Source organism: Duganella margarita, assembly GCF_009857535.1.
Lineage (GTDB): Bacteria > Pseudomonadota > Gammaproteobacteria > Burkholderiales > Burkholderiaceae_D > Rugamonas > Rugamonas margarita.
The window spans coordinates 82300-99597 of record NZ_WWCS01000012.1; the positions used below are offsets into that span (position 1 = coordinate 82300).

General features: G+C 65.8%; 16 protein-coding genes. 7 read left to right on the plus strand and 9 right to left on the minus strand.

Features of this window, described 5'->3' with window-relative positions; translation table 11 throughout:
- Positions 1-14: 14 nt before the first annotated feature.
- Positions 15-2693: a bifunctional acetate--CoA ligase family protein/GNAT family N-acetyltransferase gene (locus GTP55_RS18635; RefSeq protein ID WP_161046348.1), complete on the minus strand. Its 2679-nt coding sequence runs from the start codon at positions 2691-2693 to the stop codon at positions 15-17.
- A 116-nt stretch (positions 2694-2809) separates the two neighbouring features.
- Here GTP55_RS18635 and GTP55_RS18640 point away from each other — a divergent pair, with 116 nt between their 5' ends.
- A complete protein-coding gene (locus tag GTP55_RS18640; protein ID WP_202423779.1) occupies positions 2810-3265 on the plus strand; it encodes a bacteriohemerythrin in 456 nt (151 codons plus the stop codon).
- A gap of 13 nt (positions 3266-3278) precedes the next feature.
- Here the strand turns inward: GTP55_RS18640 and GTP55_RS18645 are convergent, their stop codons facing one another.
- The 7 genes from GTP55_RS18645 to GTP55_RS18675 form a co-directional block, all read right to left on the minus strand.
- The gene (locus GTP55_RS18645; protein ID WP_161046349.1) at positions 3279-4034 is read right to left on the minus strand and encodes a Crp/Fnr family transcriptional regulator; all 756 of its coding nucleotides are present in this window, start codon (positions 4032-4034) and stop codon (positions 3279-3281) included.
- Positions 4031-4735 carry a Crp/Fnr family transcriptional regulator gene (locus tag GTP55_RS18650; RefSeq protein WP_161046350.1) on the minus strand — a complete coding sequence of 235 codons (705 nt, stop codon included), beginning with the start codon at positions 4733-4735 and terminating at the stop codon, positions 4031-4033. The genes GTP55_RS18645 and GTP55_RS18650 overlap by 4 nt, the downstream gene beginning before the upstream one ends.
- 13 nt (positions 4736-4748) lie before the next feature.
- Positions 4749-5594 carry a universal stress protein gene (locus GTP55_RS18655; protein WP_161046351.1) on the minus strand — a complete coding sequence of 282 codons (846 nt, stop codon included), beginning with the start codon at positions 5592-5594 and terminating at the stop codon, positions 4749-4751.
- Between the two features lie 135 nt (positions 5595-5729).
- Positions 5730-6443 (minus strand): glycosyltransferase family 2 protein, encoded by a 714-nt coding sequence (locus GTP55_RS18660; RefSeq protein WP_161046352.1) that lies wholly within the window; start codon positions 6441-6443, stop codon positions 5730-5732.
- The gene (locus GTP55_RS18665; RefSeq protein ID WP_161046353.1) at positions 6440-7042 is read right to left on the minus strand and encodes an SAM-dependent methyltransferase; all 603 of its coding nucleotides are present in this window, start codon (positions 7040-7042) and stop codon (positions 6440-6442) included. Before GTP55_RS18665 ends, GTP55_RS18660 begins: the two co-directional genes overlap by 4 nt.
- Positions 7039-7911 (minus strand): PIG-L deacetylase family protein, encoded by an 873-nt coding sequence (locus tag GTP55_RS18670; protein ID WP_229258040.1) that lies wholly within the window; start codon positions 7909-7911, stop codon positions 7039-7041. Before GTP55_RS18670 ends, GTP55_RS18665 begins: the two co-directional genes overlap by 4 nt.
- A complete protein-coding gene (locus GTP55_RS18675; RefSeq protein ID WP_202423780.1) occupies positions 7899-8927 on the minus strand; it encodes an acyl-CoA dehydrogenase family protein in 1029 nt (342 codons plus the stop codon). The genes GTP55_RS18670 and GTP55_RS18675 overlap by 13 nt, the downstream gene beginning before the upstream one ends.
- Positions 8928-9090: 163 nt before the next feature.
- Here GTP55_RS18675 and GTP55_RS18680 point away from each other — a divergent pair, with 163 nt between their 5' ends.
- From GTP55_RS18680 to GTP55_RS18705, 6 genes are read left to right on the plus strand one after another with little or no spacing between them, the layout of a single operon-like run.
- Positions 9091-9333 carry a hypothetical protein gene (locus tag GTP55_RS18680; protein ID WP_161046354.1) on the plus strand — a complete coding sequence of 81 codons (243 nt, stop codon included), beginning with the start codon at positions 9091-9093 and terminating at the stop codon, positions 9331-9333.
- The gene (locus tag GTP55_RS18685) at positions 9330-9848 is read left to right on the plus strand and encodes a (2Fe-2S)-binding protein (protein WP_161046355.1); all 519 of its coding nucleotides are present in this window, start codon (positions 9330-9332) and stop codon (positions 9846-9848) included. Before GTP55_RS18680 ends, GTP55_RS18685 begins: the two co-directional genes overlap by 4 nt.
- Positions 9845-10867, plus strand: a complete 1023-nt coding sequence (locus tag GTP55_RS18690; protein WP_161046356.1) for an FAD binding domain-containing protein — start codon at positions 9845-9847, stop codon at positions 10865-10867. The genes GTP55_RS18685 and GTP55_RS18690 overlap by 4 nt, the downstream gene beginning before the upstream one ends.
- A gap of 52 nt (positions 10868-10919) precedes the next feature.
- On the plus strand, positions 10920-13130 hold the full coding sequence (locus GTP55_RS18695) for a xanthine dehydrogenase family protein molybdopterin-binding subunit (RefSeq protein ID WP_229258050.1): 2211 nt from the start codon (positions 10920-10922) through the stop codon (positions 13128-13130).
- A gap of 51 nt (positions 13131-13181) precedes the next feature.
- Positions 13182-15254: a TonB-dependent siderophore receptor gene (locus tag GTP55_RS18700; RefSeq protein WP_161046358.1), complete on the plus strand. Its 2073-nt coding sequence runs from the start codon at positions 13182-13184 to the stop codon at positions 15252-15254.
- A complete protein-coding gene (locus GTP55_RS18705) occupies positions 15251-16402 on the plus strand; it encodes an acetyltransferase domain-containing protein (RefSeq protein WP_161046359.1) in 1152 nt (383 codons plus the stop codon). The genes GTP55_RS18700 and GTP55_RS18705 overlap by 4 nt, the downstream gene beginning before the upstream one ends.
- On the opposite strand, the gene GTP55_RS18710 is transcribed toward GTP55_RS18705, so the two are convergent.
- Positions 16393-17289, minus strand: coding sequence for a LysR substrate-binding domain-containing protein (locus tag GTP55_RS18710; RefSeq protein WP_161046360.1), 897 nt, complete (start codon positions 17287-17289; stop codon positions 16393-16395). The two genes, GTP55_RS18705 and GTP55_RS18710, sit on opposite strands and share 10 nt — an antisense overlap.
- Between the last annotated feature and the right edge of the window lie 9 nt (positions 17290-17298).

Sequence of the window (17298 nt, forward strand, 5' to 3'; positions counted from 1 at the left end):
CCGGTTAAGGCTGGTTAAAGCTGTTTTGTGCAGAGCTGGAATTCCGGATCGTCCTCATACGGACGGATATGGAATTCCAGGCTGCCCATCAGGCGCAGCATGCCGCGGTTCTTGCGCAGCACCAGGCCGACGATTTCGCTCAGACCCTTGTCGCGCGCCACATCCATAATCTCCAGCATCAAGCGCGTGCCCAATCCCTGGCCGCTGAACTTGTCGTCCACCAGCAGCGAGAACTCGCAACTGCTGCGATCCGGATTGGCGATGTAGCGCGAGACGCCGATAATTTGTTCGGTCTCGGTGAAGCTTCCGTCGTCATCGGCGGTACGCGTGGTGAGCACCGCCACCAGCGCCATCTCGCGGTCATAATCAATCAAGGTATAACGCGCCAGCATCTGCGCCGACAACTCGCGCAGCGACGACGCAAAGCGGTTGTAGCGCGACTGGTCGGACAGGCCGCGCACCAGCGATTGCAGCATCTCCGCATCGGTCGGCTGCACCGGACGGAGTGTGTACTGGCCGCCGCCGCGCATCGGCCAGTCGCGCGCGTAGCTGGACGGGTAGGGCATGATGGCCAGCTGGTCGTAACGCTGCGCCGACGGCGGCGCCACGCCCACCGCCACGCGCGCGTCCACCGCCAGCACGCCGAACTGGTCGACGATCAGCGGGTTGATATCCAGTTCGCGCAGTTGCGGCAGTTCGCACACCATTTCCGACACGCGCAGCAGAATGTGCTCGATCGCCTGGCGGTCTACGCCCGGCGCGCCGCGCCATTCGCCCAGCGTGGCGGCGACCCGTGCGCGGTCGATCAGGCGCTGCGCCAGGAAGGGATTCAGTGGCGGCAGCTCGACGGCGCGGTCGTTTAGCAACTCCACCATCGTACCGCCGGCGCCGAAGCCGATCACCGGTCCAAACAGCGGATCGCTGGCGACGCCGATATACAGCTCGCGGCCGTCGCGCTTGCCGGCCATGCGCTGCACGGTCACGCCATTGATGCGCGCCTCCGGCTGCAAACGTCGAACGTTGGCGAGCATGTCGCCGTAGGCCGCACCCAGTGCGCCGGCGTCGGACAGGTTGAGCACCACGCCTTGCACGTCGGATTTGTGCGGAATGTCGGGTGAGTCGATTTTGAGCGCCACCGGATAGCCCAGCTGCGCGGCAATCAGTTGCGCCTCGGCCGCGCTGCGGGCCGGCATAGTCGGCGTGATGGGAATGTGGAAGGCCGCCAGCAGCGCCTTCGATTCCATTTCGGTCAGCACGCTGCGGCGCTCGGCCAGCACGCTTTCGACCAGGCGGCGCGCGCCTTCCAGGTCCGGCTTGGCCAGCTGCGACAGCGGCGGCGGAGTTTGCTGCAACAGTTGCTGGTTCTGATAAAACGCGGCGATGTTGCCGAAGCCATCGACCGCCGCTTCCGGGGTGCGGAAGGTGGCCAGGCCGGCCTGGCCGATGACCTTGCGCGCCGGCGCCACGCGTTCGTCGCCCATCCAGCAGGCCAGCAGCGGTTTGCCCAGGCCTTTGGCGGCAGCGGCCACGCTGTGCGCGATGGCGGTGGGGTCGCCATCCAGCTTGGGCGAGTAGATCACCAGCAGGCCGTCGACGTTGGCATCCTGCGCGCAGGCGCGGATGGCGGCGGCGTAGTGTTCCGGCCCGGCTTCCTCGGACAGGTCGAGCAGGTCGGTCAGCGTGGCGTGCACCGGCAGCAGCGGCGCCAGCGCCTTGGCCGATTCCGCGCCCGGACGCCCCAGTTGCAGGCCGAGTTGCCCGAGCCAGTCGGCCGCCAGCACGCCGGGACCGCCGCCGTTGCTGATCACCGCCAAGCGCGGCCCGACCGGGCGGTAGCGCGACGCCAGGCACTTGGCGGCCGAGAACAGCTGCACGAAGGTGTTGACGCGTACCGCGCCGGTACGCCGCAGCGCCGCGTCGAAGATCTCGTCACTGCCGATCAGCATGCCGGAGTGGGTGGCCGCCGCGCGCGAGGCCGCCGCCGCGTTGCCGGACTTGATGATGACCACCGGCTTGGTATTGGCCGTGCCGCGCAGCGCCGACAGGAAGCGGCGGGCATCGGTGATGCCTTCCATGTAGATGACGATGCTTTCGGTGGCCGGATCGGTGGCCAGGAAATCCAGCGTCTGCGCCAGGTCCACGGCCGTGTTCGGACCGAGCGAGACCACCGCCGACAGGCCGACCGAGTTGGTGCCGGCCCAGTCGAGGATGGCCGAGGTCAGCGCACCGGATTGCGAGATCAGCGCCAGGCTGCCGCTTTGCGCCAGCTTGCCGGCCACGCCGGCATTCAGCTTCAGGCGCGGACGCTGGAACCCCAGGCTGTTCGGTCCAAGCAGATACAGGCCGTGCTTGCGGGCGATGTCCTGCAATTCCGCCGCCAGTGCCGGCGGCACGCTGGACGAGACGATCAGCGCCGATTTGCACTGGATGCGGCCGGCCACTTCCAGCGCGAACGCCAGTTCCTCGTGCGGCAGCGCGATCATGGCCAGATCGGCGCGCGATTGCACCAGGTCGGCCAGGGTGCCGGTCATGCTGACGTCGAGAAAGGTCAGGGCGCCGTCATAGCCGCCGTCGCGCAACTGCGCGCACAGGCTGCGGCCGTAGGCGGTCTGGCGCTGCGGCTGGTCCGGCGGACCGGCAAAGACGACGATGGATTTGGGCGCAAACAGCGGGCTGAGGTAATGCAGATCCATGAGCTTATTCTCGACAATGACAGGCAAACCACACTATACGGCAAATCATCGGCGCTTGACCTGCATCATGGATTTCTGACAAGCAAGTGGGCATAGTGTGATGGTGGAGAGGAGACATGATGGATACGACTGCATTGACCAATGAGATGGTGCTGGGGATTCCCCTGTTTGACGAGGCGCATGCGGCGCTGGCCGAGCAGATCCACATGCTGCTGGACGGGCCCGACCACGACTTCGACGCCAACCTGGCCGGGCTGGTGGAATGCCTGGAGGTCGATTTCCGGCTCGAGGAGCAGCTGATGGAGGCGATCGATTATCCGGCCACGCGCAGCCATCGCGAGCAGCATGCGCGGGTGCTGGCCACGCTGCACGGCCTGGCGCCGGGCGATATCGTCAATGGCCGCAAGGTGGCGGCGCTGATTTTGCCGTGGTTTCAGGTGCATCTGGCGACGGCGGATACGACGCTGGCGATTGCATTGCAGATCGCCGGACGGGCGCAAGGCAAGCCGGCCGGCCAGGATGTGCCGGCTGCACGGTTGACGCCGCGCCGCCGGCCGGCGGCAATCAACTAAGACGCGCGCCGCGTCAGGCATCCAACGCCAGCGGCGCGCCGGCCGCCACCTTCTCCACATCCCGCAGTCCCGGCAGCGTGTACGCGCGCTGCGCCATCGCCAGCCAGCCGTGCCGCCGCAACACGCTCAGGCAGCGGCTGACGGTAGACGACGTCAAGCCCAGATAATCGGCGATGTCCTGGCGCGACATCGGCAAGGTGGCGCGGGCCAGCCCTTGCGCCACGCCCTGCGCCTGTTCCAGCCGTTGCAGCAGGAACTGCGCCACCCGCTGGATCGCCGATGTGCTGCGCAACATGGCCGCGTGCTGCTGGTGACGCGCAATCGTCCCGCTCAACAGCTGGCCAAACGCCTCGGCACTGCGCGGCTGCCTATCCAGGAGGGCCGTCAACAGCGTGTACGGCACGGTGGCAATCTCGCAATCGGTGAGCGCCACCGCGCCGGCATGGCGCTGATGCTCGTTCAACGACTCCAGCCCCACCCACGCGCCAGGTCCCAGAAACTCGATAATATGCTGGCCGCCATCGCTGCCGTGCTGGTACAGCTTGATGTCGCCCTGGCGGATGATGTACAGATGCTGATCCACTGCGTCGGACACGCGGAACAGGTGCTCGCCGCCGCGCAGCCGGATGCAGCGCTGCTCCATGCACGGCGCGCTGCGTTCGGCGTCTTCCGGCAGCTCGTCCAGACACAGCACGTTGAGCGGACAGCCGTGGCAGCGGCGGATGCTGTCGGCCAGCGCCGGCGTCACCAGGCGAAGTCGATGGCTCATGCGCCGCTTTCCACGCCGGCCGCCGCGCGTTGCAGCGCTGCCGGATCGAGCAACGTCAGGTCGCGCCGCTGCAACTGCACCAGCCCCTGACGGCGGAACTGGTCCAGCAGCCGGCTCACGCACTCGGCGCTGACGCCGATGTAGCTGGCGATATCGCAACGCGACATCGGCAGCCGGAAGCGCAGCGCCGAATAGCCATTGCTGCGATGCGCCTGCGACAAATTCAACATCAGGTCGGCCATGCGCTGGCGCGAATGGGTGTGATGCAGCAGCGCTGTGGCCTGCTGCGCGCGGCGGATTTCGCCCGCCAGTAGTGCATGCAGGCCAGGCCGCTGCATCGGCTGGCGGCGGCCGCGAAACGCCTGGCGATCCCAGTCGATGACGCACACTTCGCTATCCTCCAGCGCCACCGCCGAGGCGTTGTGGCCGGCGGCGCCCAGCGTGTTCAGGCCGAGAAATTCCGGCGCCATGGCAAAGCCGGTCACCTGTTCCTCGCCGCCGGGGCGCGTCATCACCATCTTGAAACTCCCGGAACGGATGCTGTAGATGCGGTTGCCTGGCGACTCGCCGGCGCGGTACAGGCTGTCGTGGCGGCGCACGCGCAGGCGATGGCCGGCGATCTGGTCGGCGTCGGCCGTGCCCTCGCACAGCGGCAGGTGGATGCAGCGTTCACAATTGCTGCGGTAACTGTCAATACGCATTGCCCGGCCCCGATTAATGCGCCATCAGCACGGGCAGCGTCATCGACTGCAGCACGCGCCGGGTGACCCCGCCCAGCACGATTTCGCGCCAGCGCTGGTGGCCGTAGGCGCCCATCACCAGCAGGTCGGCGCCGATATCGGCGGCCAGCGACAGCAGCGCGTTGCCGATGTCCAGCCCGGAAGGGGCATGCTGCTGCGCCACCTCGACCTTGACGCCATGGCGCGCCAGGTAAAGGGCGATGTCGGCGCCCGGCTGCTCGCCGTGCGCGCCGTCATTGACTTGCGGATTGAACACTGCCAGCGTGACGCGCTTGCTCTGACGCAGCAGCGGCAGCGCATCGGTGACGGCGCGGGTGGCGGCGCGGCTGCCGTCCCAGGCCACCAGCGCGTGCTGGTCGATGTGGCTGTAGCGGCCGGCGTAGGGCACCAGCAGCACCGGGCGGCCGCCGTGCAGCGCCAGGTGTTCCGGCAGCGTGCGCAGCAGGTCGGGGCCGTTCAGGCTGGGGTCGTTCTGGCTCAGCACCAGCAGGTCGGTGTAACGGGCTTGCAGTACCAGGCCGGTTTCGGCGTCGTCATCGCTGAGGCGGCGCTCGTGGCTGTTGCCGGCGGCATCGGCCTGGGCGACGAAGCTGGCCAGCGCCTGTTCGGCGCGGCTGGTGATCGCCTCGATTTCTTCCTGGGTCAGCAGCACGCCGCCATAGGCAAACGCGGCGTTCCGATACACTTCCACCGCCATGCCGGTAAAGGCGGCGCCGACCAGATGGGCGTCGTGACTGAGGGCGACCTGGCTGGCCAGCGCATAGCGTTGCGCGGCGTGGGGCGACAAGTCGGCGTGAACCAGAATATTTTTGTAAGACATGATGAGCTCCTTGTGATGACCGTTATCAGGCTATCAAAGCTCATCGACAAATTTTATGATCTGGATCAAATTTCCTCGGATAAATTATTGCGCTGTCCGGTTGACGGCCGCACAAAGCCGCGCTTACGTGTCGCCTCAGATTGCCGCTGTCGCCGCAGCGCGGGCGCTTTCGGCGTAGCGCAGCAGGGTATCGCCAAAGCCGCCGCGCGCCTTGGCGTCGCAGCGCGCGCTGGTGGTCACGCGCGGTGCGGCGCTCCAGGCGAAACGGGCGCCGCACCGTTCCAGCGCCGTCACCAGCGCCACGTCTTCACTGCAGGCCAGCGGCTCAAAGCCGCCGGCGCGCAGATAGGCGTCGGCCGCCACGCCCATGTTCGCGCCATGGATATGGTGATGGCCGTCGGCGTCGGTATAGCTGTTGCGGAAGTGCTTGCGCAGCAGGTCGGCGTTGTCGTTGTGCGGCGACCAGTCATCCACCGCCACGGTGCCGCATACCACGTCGACATTGAGGCGCAACTGCGCCGCCAGCCAGTTGGGCGAGACCTGGGTATCGGCATCGGTGAACGCCAGCCAGCGCGCGCCGTGGCGCAGCATGTGGCGGGCGCCGGCGGCGCGGGTGACGCCGACGTTGCGCGCCTCCACGCACACGTAGTCGATGACGCAGCGTGTGTCCGACTGGGCCGCGTGGCGTTCGACGACGGCATGCGAGCGGTCGGTGCAGCTGTCGAGCGCGACCGTGATGCGCACCGCTTCGCCGTGCAGTGCCGGGTCGGCGGCAGCGGCGCGGGCCGCACGCAGGCAGGCGTCCAGATACAGTTCCTCGTTGTGGGCGGGGATGACGATGCCGATCATGCCGTAACTCCTTCCTGTTGCGCGACCGAGCGCGGATCGGGCGACCAGACGTCCAGCAGGAAGTCGGCCTCCTCGTGACGGGAAACGCGGTGCAGTTGCGGAATGGCGTCAAACGCGGCGTGGATGGCGTCGGCGTCCTGCCTGCCGTCGCCAATCGGCCGGCGCCAGTGGCACAGCACCAGCGCGCCGCTCAAGCCCAGCGAGTTGACGCAGTTGGCACGCAGCTGCTCCAGTTCGTCGGCGTCGAGATAGTAGGCCATTTCGCTGATGACGATCAGGTCGAAGGCGGCGCCGGCCGGCCAGTCCTGCGGCACGCGCTGGCAGGCGACCGAGACGCGGCCGGCGGGCAGGCCGGCGACGCGGTTGCGGGTCAGTTCCACGGCGGCCGGCGAGAGGTCGCTGGCGGTGACGCAATCGGCGCGGCGGGCCAGGGCGGCAGTCAGTTCGCCATTGCCGCAGGCCGGCTCGAAAGCGTGATGGTAGTGCGGCGAGGGCAAGCTGGCCAGCAGCAAGGCGCGCTTGCGCTGCTCGTACCAGCGCTGGCGCACCTGCCAAGGATCGTTGTTTTGCTCGTACAGATGCTGGAAGTGTTCACTCATGTGAAGTAGATCTCGTAGGGATGGAGCAGGCGGGCCAGCACGTGCGGCGGCAGGATCGCCTGCTGCCCGCTGGAGGGATCGTCGTGTAACTGGGTCTGAAAACACTGGACGGCCTGCTGCTTGCGGCGCAGGACTTCGTCGCCAAGTTGCAGGCGGCGGGCGCGGTGCCATGGCAATCGGTGGTCGCCCGGCGTGGCCCAGTGCCAGCTCCATACCGGCATTTCGACCAGCGTGGCGCGGCAGGCGCGGGCCGCCAGCGATGCGGCCAGGCCGCAGGCTTCGTGGTCGGGATGGCCGTCCTGGCGCCAGGTGACAAACACCGTGTCTTCGGGCCGCAGCAGTTGGCGCAGCAGCGTATGGAGTTGTTCCAAATGCGCGCGCACCTGGCCGTCGGGCAGGCGCGCGCGCAGCAGTTGTGGCGCGTTGCCGCCGTCGAGACCCAGCGTCCGCAGGGCGGCGGCGGTTTCCTGGGGCCGCAGGCGCGCCAGGTCGGCAGGCGTCAGCAGGCCGGAGCCGGGATGGCTGGCCGTGCCGTCGGTGACCGCCAGCAGCACGGTGCGCGTGCCCTGGGCGTGCAGCAGTTGCAGCAGGCCGCCGCAGGCCAGCACTTCGTCGTCGGGATGCGGCGCGATGATGATGGCGCGTCCTTGCGTCGGCGCCAGGTCGGCTGCGGTGATGGGCGGCAGTTCGGCCAGGCCGCGCCACGCTTGCCACTCGGCGTCCGGCGTACCGCGGCCGGCGATGTGGCGTTCAGCGGTCTGAGGTCCCTGGGCAGCGCTTGGTGGCTGCAGCGGCTGCGGCCGGCGTGGCGCTTGTGGTGCCTGCGGCGCTTGCGGCTGTGGTGTGTACGCAGTGGTCATAACGCCCATGGCGCTTCCTCCTGTTGGGTGAGCAGGCTGCCGAGGGTGGCGAGATCGCGCTCGGCATGGCTCTGGCGCAGGAACACCGGCAGGTCGGCCGCCAGCCGCGCAAAGCGGGCGTCCCGGCACAGTGGGCCTGCGCCCAGCGCGCGGGTGGCATTGCGCAGCACTTCGGTGGCTGCGGCTTCCACCGCCAGCCTTGCGCGCATGGCGCTACGGCCGGCATAGGCGCCGGGAGCACGGTCGATCGACGCAGCGGTGGCGCGCAGCAGCGCGGCGGCGGCGCTGAGGGCGATGTCGGTCTCCCCCAGGTGCGCCAAGCGGTGCGGTTCGGGCTTGGACTGAACGCGCGCGGCGTCGTGCAGATAGTCGCCCAGCGCCTGAGCCGCGCCATACCAGCAGGCGGCGATGCCGGCGCCGCCATACCAGAAGCCGGGGCGGCTCAAATACTCTCCCGGCGCGCCGACCGGGATCGCCGGCACGTCGTCGAACAACACGTCGACACTGGCGGTCGCCGCCATGCCAACGGCCTGCCAGCCTTCATTGGTGACCGTCACGCCGGGATCGCGCAGCGCCACCGCGACCAGCATCCGTTCGCCGTGAGCGTCCTGGCAGCTGACCAGCGCGTGACTGAGCGCGGCTGCGCCGGAACACCACTGCTTGCGGCCGGAGATCAGCGCCTGCCCGGCGCTGTCGTGACGCAGCGTGACAACGGCGTCGGGCGGCTCGGCACACCACACGCCCCAGGCGGCACCCGGGCGTGACGGGCCACCGAGTTCCGCCAGAATCGCCAGGGCGTCGGTATGGCTTTCATACAGCTTGGCCAGCGTCAGATCGTAGTGTGCGACCTTGGCCAGGCATTGCCAGCGCTGCAGCGTGAGACCACTTGCCGGTAGCGGCAACTGATCCTGCCCGGCAGCGATCAGCTGCGCCAACTGCGCGCCGGCAGATTGCTGCGGGTCCAGTCGTATCAGCGCTTCGTCAAGCGTGTGCGCAGATGCATAGGGGAGTCGGTCGATTTTCATGCGCATGTCCTGAAGTTTGGAACATGATGGGCCGCGTTCGCGCTCGCTGTCTGTTAGTGCACGCACTCAGCCAGACGTTGTTCGGTGGCGGTGAGGTGGCGTACATACTGGCCAGAGCAGATCGGCGAAGCTGTGATTTCCTCAATTGGAGAAAAGCGCGTCCATGAATGATTGGCTCGATTTGCTGCAATGGCCGGCCATGGCCGTGACCGTTGGGGCGGGGCTGCTGGTCGGCTCCCGCACGCCAATGCGGCGCAAGGCCGGATTCATCGCTTTCCTGCTCAGTAACGCGCTGTGGATCGCGTGGGGTTGGCACGATGACGCCTGGGCCCTGATCGCGTTGCAGCTTTGCCTGGTGGTGACCAATGTGCGCGGTATCCTGAAAAACGAAGAAGGAGTCTCATGACCACTTATCCTGTGCGGCTGCAGCTCAATGGCGAGTCGCGGCAATTTGAGGTAGAAGCGTGGGTGACGCTGCTGGACCTGTTGCGTGAGCGCGCAGGCCTGACCGGCACCAAGAAGGGCTGCGACCATGGACAGTGCGGTGCATGCACGGTGCTGGTCGGCGGCAAACGTATCAATTCCTGCCTGACGCTGGCCGTCATGCAGGATGGCCGCGAGGTCACCACGGTGGAAGGACTGGCGGATGGCACGCAGCTGCATCCGCTGCAACAGGCCTTCATCGAGCACGACGCCTTTCAGTGCGGTTACTGTACGCCCGGCCAGCTGTGTTCCGCCGTTGGCCTGATGAACGAAGGCGAAGCTCACACCGTCGCCGAGGTGCGTGAGCTAATGAGCGGGAACATCTGCCGCTGCGGCGCCTATCCAGGCATTGTGGCGGCAGTGACCGACGTCATGGGGCTGGCGCAGCACGAGGACAATCCCGATCGTCCGTACTTGCCTGGCACGGTGCCGGCATGAATCCCATCGCCTATTTCCGCGCCGCCGAAGCCAACGAGGCGCTGGCGCACGCCGGCGGCGGCGCGCGCTTCATCGCCGGCGGCACCAATCTGATCGACTTGATGAAGGAATTCGTGATGCGGCCGGCGGCGCTGGTTGACATCAACGGCCTGTCATTCGGCGATATCGCACCGACCGGCGATGGCGGCCTGCTGCTGGGCGCGACCGCGCGCAACGCCGATACCGCCTATCATCCGCTGGTGCGTGAAGGCTATCCGCTGTTGACGGCGGCGATACTGGCCGGCGCGTCACCGCAGATCCGCAATATGGCGAGCAACGGCGGCAACCTGCTGCAACGCACGCGCTGCCACTATTTTTACGATGTGGCCACGCCGTGCAACAAGCGTGATCCGGGTACTGGCTGCTCCGCCATCGGCGGGTTGACGCGCCAGCATGCGATCCTCGGCGCCAGCCCGCAATGCATCGCGGTCCATCCGTCCGATATGTGCGTGGCGCTGGCGGCGCTGGGCGCCATCGTGCATGTGAGTTCGCTGGCGGGACCACGGCAGATCGCGTTTGCCAATTTTCATCGACTGCCTGGCGACCAGCCGGAGTACGACACCACGCTGGAGCCGGGTGACCTGATTACGCATATCGAACTGCCGCCCGCTGCGCAATTTGCGGCGCATTCGGCCTACCTGAAACTGCGCGACCGCGCCTCGTACGCGTTTGCGCTGGTGTCGGTCGCCGCAGCGCTGGATATCGGCGAAGACGGCGTGCTGCGCGCAGCGCGCATTGCCCTCGGCGGCGTGGCGCACAAACCATGGCGCATACCGGCGGCGGAAACGCTGCTGGCCGGCCAGCGGCCCTCCGCAGCGTTGTTTTCGGCTGCGGCGGACGCCATGCTGGCCGGCGCCCAGGGGCAGGGCGAGAACAATTTCAAGATCGACATGGCACGCCGTGCAGTGGTGCGCGCGCTGGAACAGGCCACGGCCGGAACATATGACAATACAGGGAGCGAACGTGACAGAGCTGATTGAAGCACTCCGCACACCAGCGGCGGACGAAGGCACGGGCGCGGTTACCATCGGCATGGCGGTATCGCGCGTGGATGGCCGCGACAAGGTGACCGGGCAGGCACGTTATGCGGCCGAGTATCCGGCCGAAGGGCTGTTGTACGGCGTGGTGGTCAGCGGCACAGTTCCGCTTGGTCGCATCGCCGCCATTCGCGCTGATGCCGCACTGGCGGTGGCCGGCGTGGTGGAGGTGATTACGCACCTGAACCGGCCGCGCATCCGCTCCTTCGATATCTTCTACAAGGACATGACGGCGCCGGGCGGCTCGCCATTCCGTCCGCTGTACGACGACAAGATCGCCTACAGCGGCCAGCCGGTGGCGCTGGTGGTGGCCGAGACGTTTGAAGCGGCGCGCTATGCGGCGCGGCTGGTGGAGGTCGATTACGAGGTCGAGCCGCACGCTACCTCGCTGGTTGAAAACCGCGAACGATCCTACACCCCAAGCCGCATGAAGGCCGGATTCACGCCGCCGCCGTCCCCCAAAGGGCATGCCGACGAGGTGTGGGAAAAAGCCGCCGTCAAGATCAAAGGCGAGTATTACAGCGGCGTTGAGCACCATAATCCGATGGAGATGTTCGCCAGCACGGTCATCCGCGACGACGACGGCCACCTGACGATCTACGACAAGACGCAAAGCTCGCAGAACAGCCGCTGGTACGTGTCCCACGTTTTCGGCCTGGGCAAGGACAAGGTCACGGTGCGCAATCCCTACGTGGGCGGCGCGTTCGGCTCCGGACTGCGGCCGCAGTATCAGCTGCCGCTGGCGGTGATGGCGGCGCTCAAGCTGGAACGCTCGGTGCGGGTGGTGCTGACGCGCCAGCAGATGTTCACTTTCGGCCACCGGCCGGAGACCTTGCAACGCGTGCGGCTGGCCGCCGAGGCGGATGGCACGCTGACTTCCATTATTCACGAAGCGGTGGCCGAAACCTCGCGCATGGAGGATTACGTCGAGGTGGTGGTCAACTGGTCCGGCGAGCTGTATGCATGTGAACACGTGCGGCTGGGCTACCATCTGGTCGACCTGGATCACGCCAGCCCGATGGACATGCGCGCGCCAGGCGCCGCACACGGCGTGTATGCGCTGGAAGTGGCAATGGACGAATTGTCCTATGCATTAAAGATGGACCCGCTGGCGCTGCGCCTGAAGAATTACGCCGACATCGATCCCTCGCGCGGTCTGCCGTATTCCACCAAGGAGTTGCGCGCCTGCTATCTGCAAGGCGCCGAACGATTCGGCTGGGACAAGCGTCCGCTGGAGCCGGGCGCCATGCGCGAGGGCCGGGAGTTGATCGGCTGGGGCATGGCGACCGGCATGTGGGACGCCATGCAGATGTTCGCGCGCGCCAGTGCCGTGCTGCATGCGGATGGATCGCTGGTGGTCAGCAGCGCAGCGACCGATATTGGCACCGGCACGTACACGGCGATGAGCATTATCGCGGCCGACGCTTTGGGCCTGCCGCTGGAGCAGGTGCGCTTCCAGCTGGGCGATTCGACGTTGCCGGTGGCGCCGATCGAAGGCGGTTCGTCGCACGTGGCGACGGTCGGTTCGGCGGTGCAGGGCGTTTGCGAAAAATTGCAGAAGAAGCTGTTCAAGCTGGCCAAGAAGCTGCCTTCGTCACCGCTGGCCAAGGTGCGCTTTGACGACATCGAGTTTTCCGGCGGCGCGCTACGTGTGTCGTCGCAGCCCGGTGTGGCCGTTGCGATCGCGGACATCATGGCTGGCAGCGGCGAGCAGCGGCTGGAAGAAAAGTACTTGATGCTGCCGAATATGCTCAAGCAAATGAAGTATCAGCGCTCCACGCACTCGGCGGTATTTTGTGAAGTGCGCGTCGATCCGGAATTCGGCACGGTACGCGTGACGCGCGTCGTCAGCGCCATCGCGGCTGGCCGCATTATCAATGCCAAGACAGCGCGCAGCCAGATTATCGGCGGCGTGGTGTGGGGCATTGGTCAGGCGCTGCATGAAGAGACCCACTGCGATCACCGGTTTGGCCGCTTCATGAACCATAATCTGGGGGAGTACCACGTCTCGGTCAACGCCGACATCCATGACATCGACGTCATCTTCGTTCAGGAGGACGACCGCATTGTCAGCCGCATCGGCGCCAAGGGCGTGGGCGAGATTGGCCTGGTCGGCGTGGCGGCGGCGGTATCCAACGCCATTTATCACGCCACCGGCAAGCGTGTGCGTAGTACGCCGATCACGCCGGATAAATTAATGCAATAGTGTTGCGTTTGTGTATAATGCAGCCGACTTGCATTAATGAATGGAGCTTTCATGTCGGCTGTACGATCTTCGCGCCTTGGGGTGTGCCTGGCTGCTGTCTATCCTTTTATGGCGTTAGCGGACGATGTGGTGGAAATCACCGCAGCGCGCCAGCCATATCGCAGCCTGTCCGCCGCCGGCGCCACCAAGACCGATACCGATCTGCGGGATCTGCCGCAAAGCGCCCGCGTGCTAACGTCCGACGTGCTGCGCGACGCCGGCGTGAGCCGCTTCGCGGATGCGCTGGAACTGGGCAGCGGCATTTCGCGCCAGAGCAACTTCGGCGGGGTGTGGGATAGCTACGCGGTGCGCGGCTTTACCGGCGATCCTAATTATGGCTCCGATTTGCTGGTCAACGGCTTCAGCTCCAGCCGTGGCTACAATGGTTTACGTGACAGCGCGAATATCGGCAGCATCGAGATTCTGAAAGGCCCGGCTGCTGCGCTGTACGGGCGCGGCGAACCGGGTGGCATCATCAATATCACCACGCGCAAGCCCTTGTTCCATCCTTCCTACATGCTGGAACAGTCGTTCGCGTCGCACCATACTTATCGCAGCGCGGTAGACTTGACCGGGCCGTTGAGCGAAGGCGTGGCTTATCGCCTCAATGCGGCCCATGAAAAGGGCGACAGCTTCCGCGATACCTTGTCGTCCAGGCGACATATGGTGTCGCCGTCGATCATATGGCGCCTGTCGGACAGCACCACACTATCGTACGAACTGGAAGCCTTCGAGCAGCAAGCCTATTTTGACCGCGGCGTGGTGGCCGTGAAGGGTGTACTCGGGCTGATCCCGAATTCGCGCTTCCTGGGAGAGCGTGCGGATGGCCCGATGACAGTCAAGTCCACCGGCCACCAGTTCTTTGTGCAGCATGATTTCAACGATGTATGGTCCCTGCAAAGCGGGCTGTCGTACCGCAGCAGCTCGATGATGGGCTTCTCGACCGAAGCGTCGGCCTTGCAGTCAGACGGCCATACGCTGTGGCGCCAGCGCCGTTATCGGGACTTCTCGGCGCAGGACTTGTCTGGCCGCATGGAGTTGGTGGGCAAGCTCGGTGCGCACCATGTGCTGGTGGGTGTGGACGGCTATCGCTTCGTCGACGACCGCCTGCAACTGCGCAAGAGCCCCAATGCGGCGGCGCCTTACGCCATCGATATCTACACGCCGGCATATGGCGGCGCGCAGCCGACGGTGCTGGGACCATCGATCAACACCAGCGAGCAGCAATGGCAGACGGCGTTCTACGCGCAGGACCAGATTGATCTGGCCGCGCAGTGGAAGGCGCTGGTGGGCGTGCGGCGCGACGCATATCGCCAGACCGTCACCAACTACAATCGCAGCGCCTTGCAGAACCGTCAGACGCTGGACGCCACCAGTCCGCGCGTCGGCATCGTGTATCAGCCGGACCGTCAGGTATCGCTGTACGCCTCTGCCGGCAAGTCGTTCCGGCCGAACAGCGGCATCGGCATCAATAACGAGTCCTTCCCGGCCGAGAGCAGCCACTCCTACGAGACCGGCGTCAAGTTCGATACGGCGGACGGCAAGGTAAGCAGCACGCTGGCAGTGTATTCGATCAAAAAAAAGAATGTGCTGACGCTGAATCCCGTCGATACCAACTTCTCGCTGGCCGCCGGTGAAGTCGGCAGCAAGGGCGTGGAACTGGATGTGGCGGGCGAGATTGCGCGCAAGCTGCAATTGTCGCTGTCGTATGCCTACACCGACGCCAAGGTCTTGCGCGACAACGCGTTGGCCGTGGGCGGCCGGCTGGCCAATGTGCCGAAGCAGAGCGCCAACCTGCTGCTGGTGCAGGAACTTAGCCTGGGCGGCGAGCGCGCCTCCTTGGGCGGTGGCGTCAATTACGTCGGCGAGCGCAATGGCGACGTCGCGGTCAGCAGCACCTTCAAGCTACCGGCATATACGACGGCGCGGCTGGTGTCATCCTATTCGCCGACAAAGAAAGTGCGCCTGTCGCTGGATGTCGATAATCTGTTCAATAAAGTGTACTATCCAAGCTCCTATCAGCAAACCTGGGTGGCGCCCGGCGAAGACCGCCGCCTGACCCTGAAAGTCGAATACAAGCTATGACCGGTATCAGTATGCGCGGCCCGCGCGTAGCGGCCATCGACGTCATGCGCGGACTGGTCATGATGATCATGATGGTGGACCACGTCCGCGAGACCTTCTTCCTGCGCTGGCAGGTCAGCGATCCGATGAATGTGACGGAGACCGCGCCGGAACTGTTCTTCAGCCGTCTTGCCGCCCACTTTTGCGCGCCGATGTTTGTGTTCCTGACTGGCTTGTCGGCCTGGCTGTATGCGCATCCATCGGCCGGTCCGCGTTCGCCGGCCGCCTTCCTGTTCAAGCGCGGCCTGTTCCTGGTGGCGCTGGAAATCTGCGTGGTCAGCGTGGCCTGGACCGGCCGCGTGCCGCCGACCACCCTTTACCTGCAAGTGATCTGGGTGATCGGACTGGCGATGGTTGCGCTGGCGTTGCTGCACCGGCTGCCGCGCGGCGTGCTGATTGCGCTGGGCCTTGTCATAGTGTTCGGCCACAATGCGCTGACGCCGATCGCCTTCCAGCCGGGCGACGCCGGCTATATTCCGTGGACCATCCTGCATGACCGTGGCTGGCTGGTGGCGGAAGGCGCGTTGAAGATTAAGGTCAGCTATCCGCTGCTGCCGTGGATCGGCGTGATTGTGCTGGGCTACGCCGCCGGCCCATGGTACGCGGCCGCCACCACGCCGGCGCAGCGCCGCAAGCTGCTGTTGCGGGCCGGCGTCATGGCACTGTCTCTGCTGGCGGTCCTGCGCGGGCTGAATGTCTACGGCGAGACCTTGCCATGGCAGCCGCAGGGCGATGCGCTGCATACCTTCATGTCCTTCCTCAACCTGACCAAGTATCCGCCTTCGCTGGCGTTCCTGCTGTTGACGCTGGGCGTGGGCTTGCTGGTGCTGGCGTGGCTGGAGCAGCGTGACAGCTGGTTCTTGCGCGTGTGCGCCACCTTTGGCGGCGCGCCGATGTTCTACTATCTGCTGCACCTGTATGTACTACTGGCGATGCAGATGCTGGCAGTGGCCTGGTTTGGCCCCAGCTACGGCCGGCGCTATGAGTTCGACAGTCTGTGGCAGGTGTGGGTCTTGACCGCCGTGCTGATACCGCTGCTGTATTGGCCGTGCCGCGCTTTCGGTCAGTTCAAGCGCCGCACGACGATGGCGTGGGTGCGTTATCTCTGAGCGAGTTGCTGTTCCATGAACTCGACGCACACGCGCACCTTGGCGGAACCCGCAAGCCGTTGCGGGTAGACCGCCCACACGTTGGCGCTCTGCGTGTACTGCGGCAGCACTTGCACCAGCTCTCCGCTGGCCAGGTGCGGTTGCGCATCCCAATGCGACCGCAGCACGATGCCGGCGCCGGCCACCGCCCATTGCAGCGCGATCTCGCCGTGATTCGATGACAGCGATCCAGTGACTTTCACTTTTTCTTCCGTGCCGCCGCTGTGCAGCGTCCACACGCCGAACGGCAGGTCGCGCTCCTTGATGGCCAGGCAGTTGTGGCCCGCCAGCTCCTGCAGGCTGCGCGGCGTGCCATGCTGCTTCAGATAGGCCGGCGAGGCGCACAGGATGCGGTGATTGGCCATCAGCTTGCGGGCGATGAGATGTGGCGCGATTTCATCCCCGACGCGGATGTCGAGGTCAAAGCCTTCGGCGACGATATCGACCAGGCGGTCGAACACTTCAAACCGCACTTGCAGCGACGGGTGCTCCGCTACCAGTCGCGCCACCACCGGTGCCACCACATTGCGGCCGAACCCAAAGCTGCTGCTGATGCGCAGCAGGCCACGCGGCACGTCGCGTCGCTCGGCCATTTCGTGCAGCAGGCTGTCGAGGTTTTCCAGGATGGTCATGGCGTGCGCATACACGAGCTCACCGTCTTCGCTGACGATCACGCGGCGCGTGGTGCGGTGGAACAGCTTCACGCCCAGCATCTGCTCCAGGATGCCGATCCGTTTGCTGACATAGGCCGGCGACATGCCCAGTTCCTCGGCCGCCGCCGCAAAACTGGCCTTGCGCGCCGCCGTCGCAAAGACGCGCAGGTCTTCGTTGTCGATACGATTGTCCACGATATGTGT

Excerpts from the sequence above, each read along its gene's own strand:
- GTP55_RS18635 (WP_161046348.1), bottom strand. The coding sequence starts at position 2,693 with ATGGATCTGCATTACCTCAGCCCGCTGTTTGCGCCCAAATCCATCGTC.
- GTP55_RS18640 (WP_202423779.1), top strand. The coding sequence starts at position 2,810 with ATGATGGATACGACTGCATTGACCAATGAGATGGTGCTGGGGATTCCC.
- GTP55_RS18645 (WP_161046349.1), bottom strand. The coding sequence starts at position 4,034 with ATGAGCCATCGACTTCGCCTGGTGACGCCGGCGCTGGCCGACAGCATC.
- GTP55_RS18650 (WP_161046350.1), bottom strand. The coding sequence starts at position 4,735 with ATGCGTATTGACAGTTACCGCAGCAATTGTGAACGCTGCATCCACCTG.
- GTP55_RS18655 (WP_161046351.1), bottom strand. The coding sequence starts at position 5,594 with ATGTCTTACAAAAATATTCTGGTTCACGCCGACTTGTCGCCCCACGCC.
- GTP55_RS18660 (WP_161046352.1), bottom strand. The coding sequence starts at position 6,443 with ATGATCGGCATCGTCATCCCCGCCCACAACGAGGAACTGTATCTGGAC.
- GTP55_RS18665 (WP_161046353.1), bottom strand. The coding sequence starts at position 7,042 with ATGAGTGAACACTTCCAGCATCTGTACGAGCAAAACAACGATCCTTGG.
- GTP55_RS18670 (WP_229258040.1), bottom strand. The coding sequence starts at position 7,911 with ATGGGCGTTATGACCACTGCGTACACACCACAGCCGCAAGCGCCGCAG.
- GTP55_RS18675 (WP_202423780.1), bottom strand. The coding sequence starts at position 8,927 with ATGAAAATCGACCGACTCCCCTATGCATCTGCGCACACGCTTGACGAA.
- GTP55_RS18680 (WP_161046354.1), top strand. The coding sequence starts at position 9,091 with ATGAATGATTGGCTCGATTTGCTGCAATGGCCGGCCATGGCCGTGACC.
- GTP55_RS18685 (WP_161046355.1), top strand. The coding sequence starts at position 9,330 with ATGACCACTTATCCTGTGCGGCTGCAGCTCAATGGCGAGTCGCGGCAA.
- GTP55_RS18690 (WP_161046356.1), top strand. The coding sequence starts at position 9,845 with ATGAATCCCATCGCCTATTTCCGCGCCGCCGAAGCCAACGAGGCGCTG.
- GTP55_RS18695 (WP_229258050.1), top strand. The coding sequence starts at position 10,920 with ATGGCGGTATCGCGCGTGGATGGCCGCGACAAGGTGACCGGGCAGGCA.
- GTP55_RS18700 (WP_161046358.1), top strand. The coding sequence starts at position 13,182 with ATGTCGGCTGTACGATCTTCGCGCCTTGGGGTGTGCCTGGCTGCTGTC.
- GTP55_RS18705 (WP_161046359.1), top strand. The coding sequence starts at position 15,251 with ATGACCGGTATCAGTATGCGCGGCCCGCGCGTAGCGGCCATCGACGTC.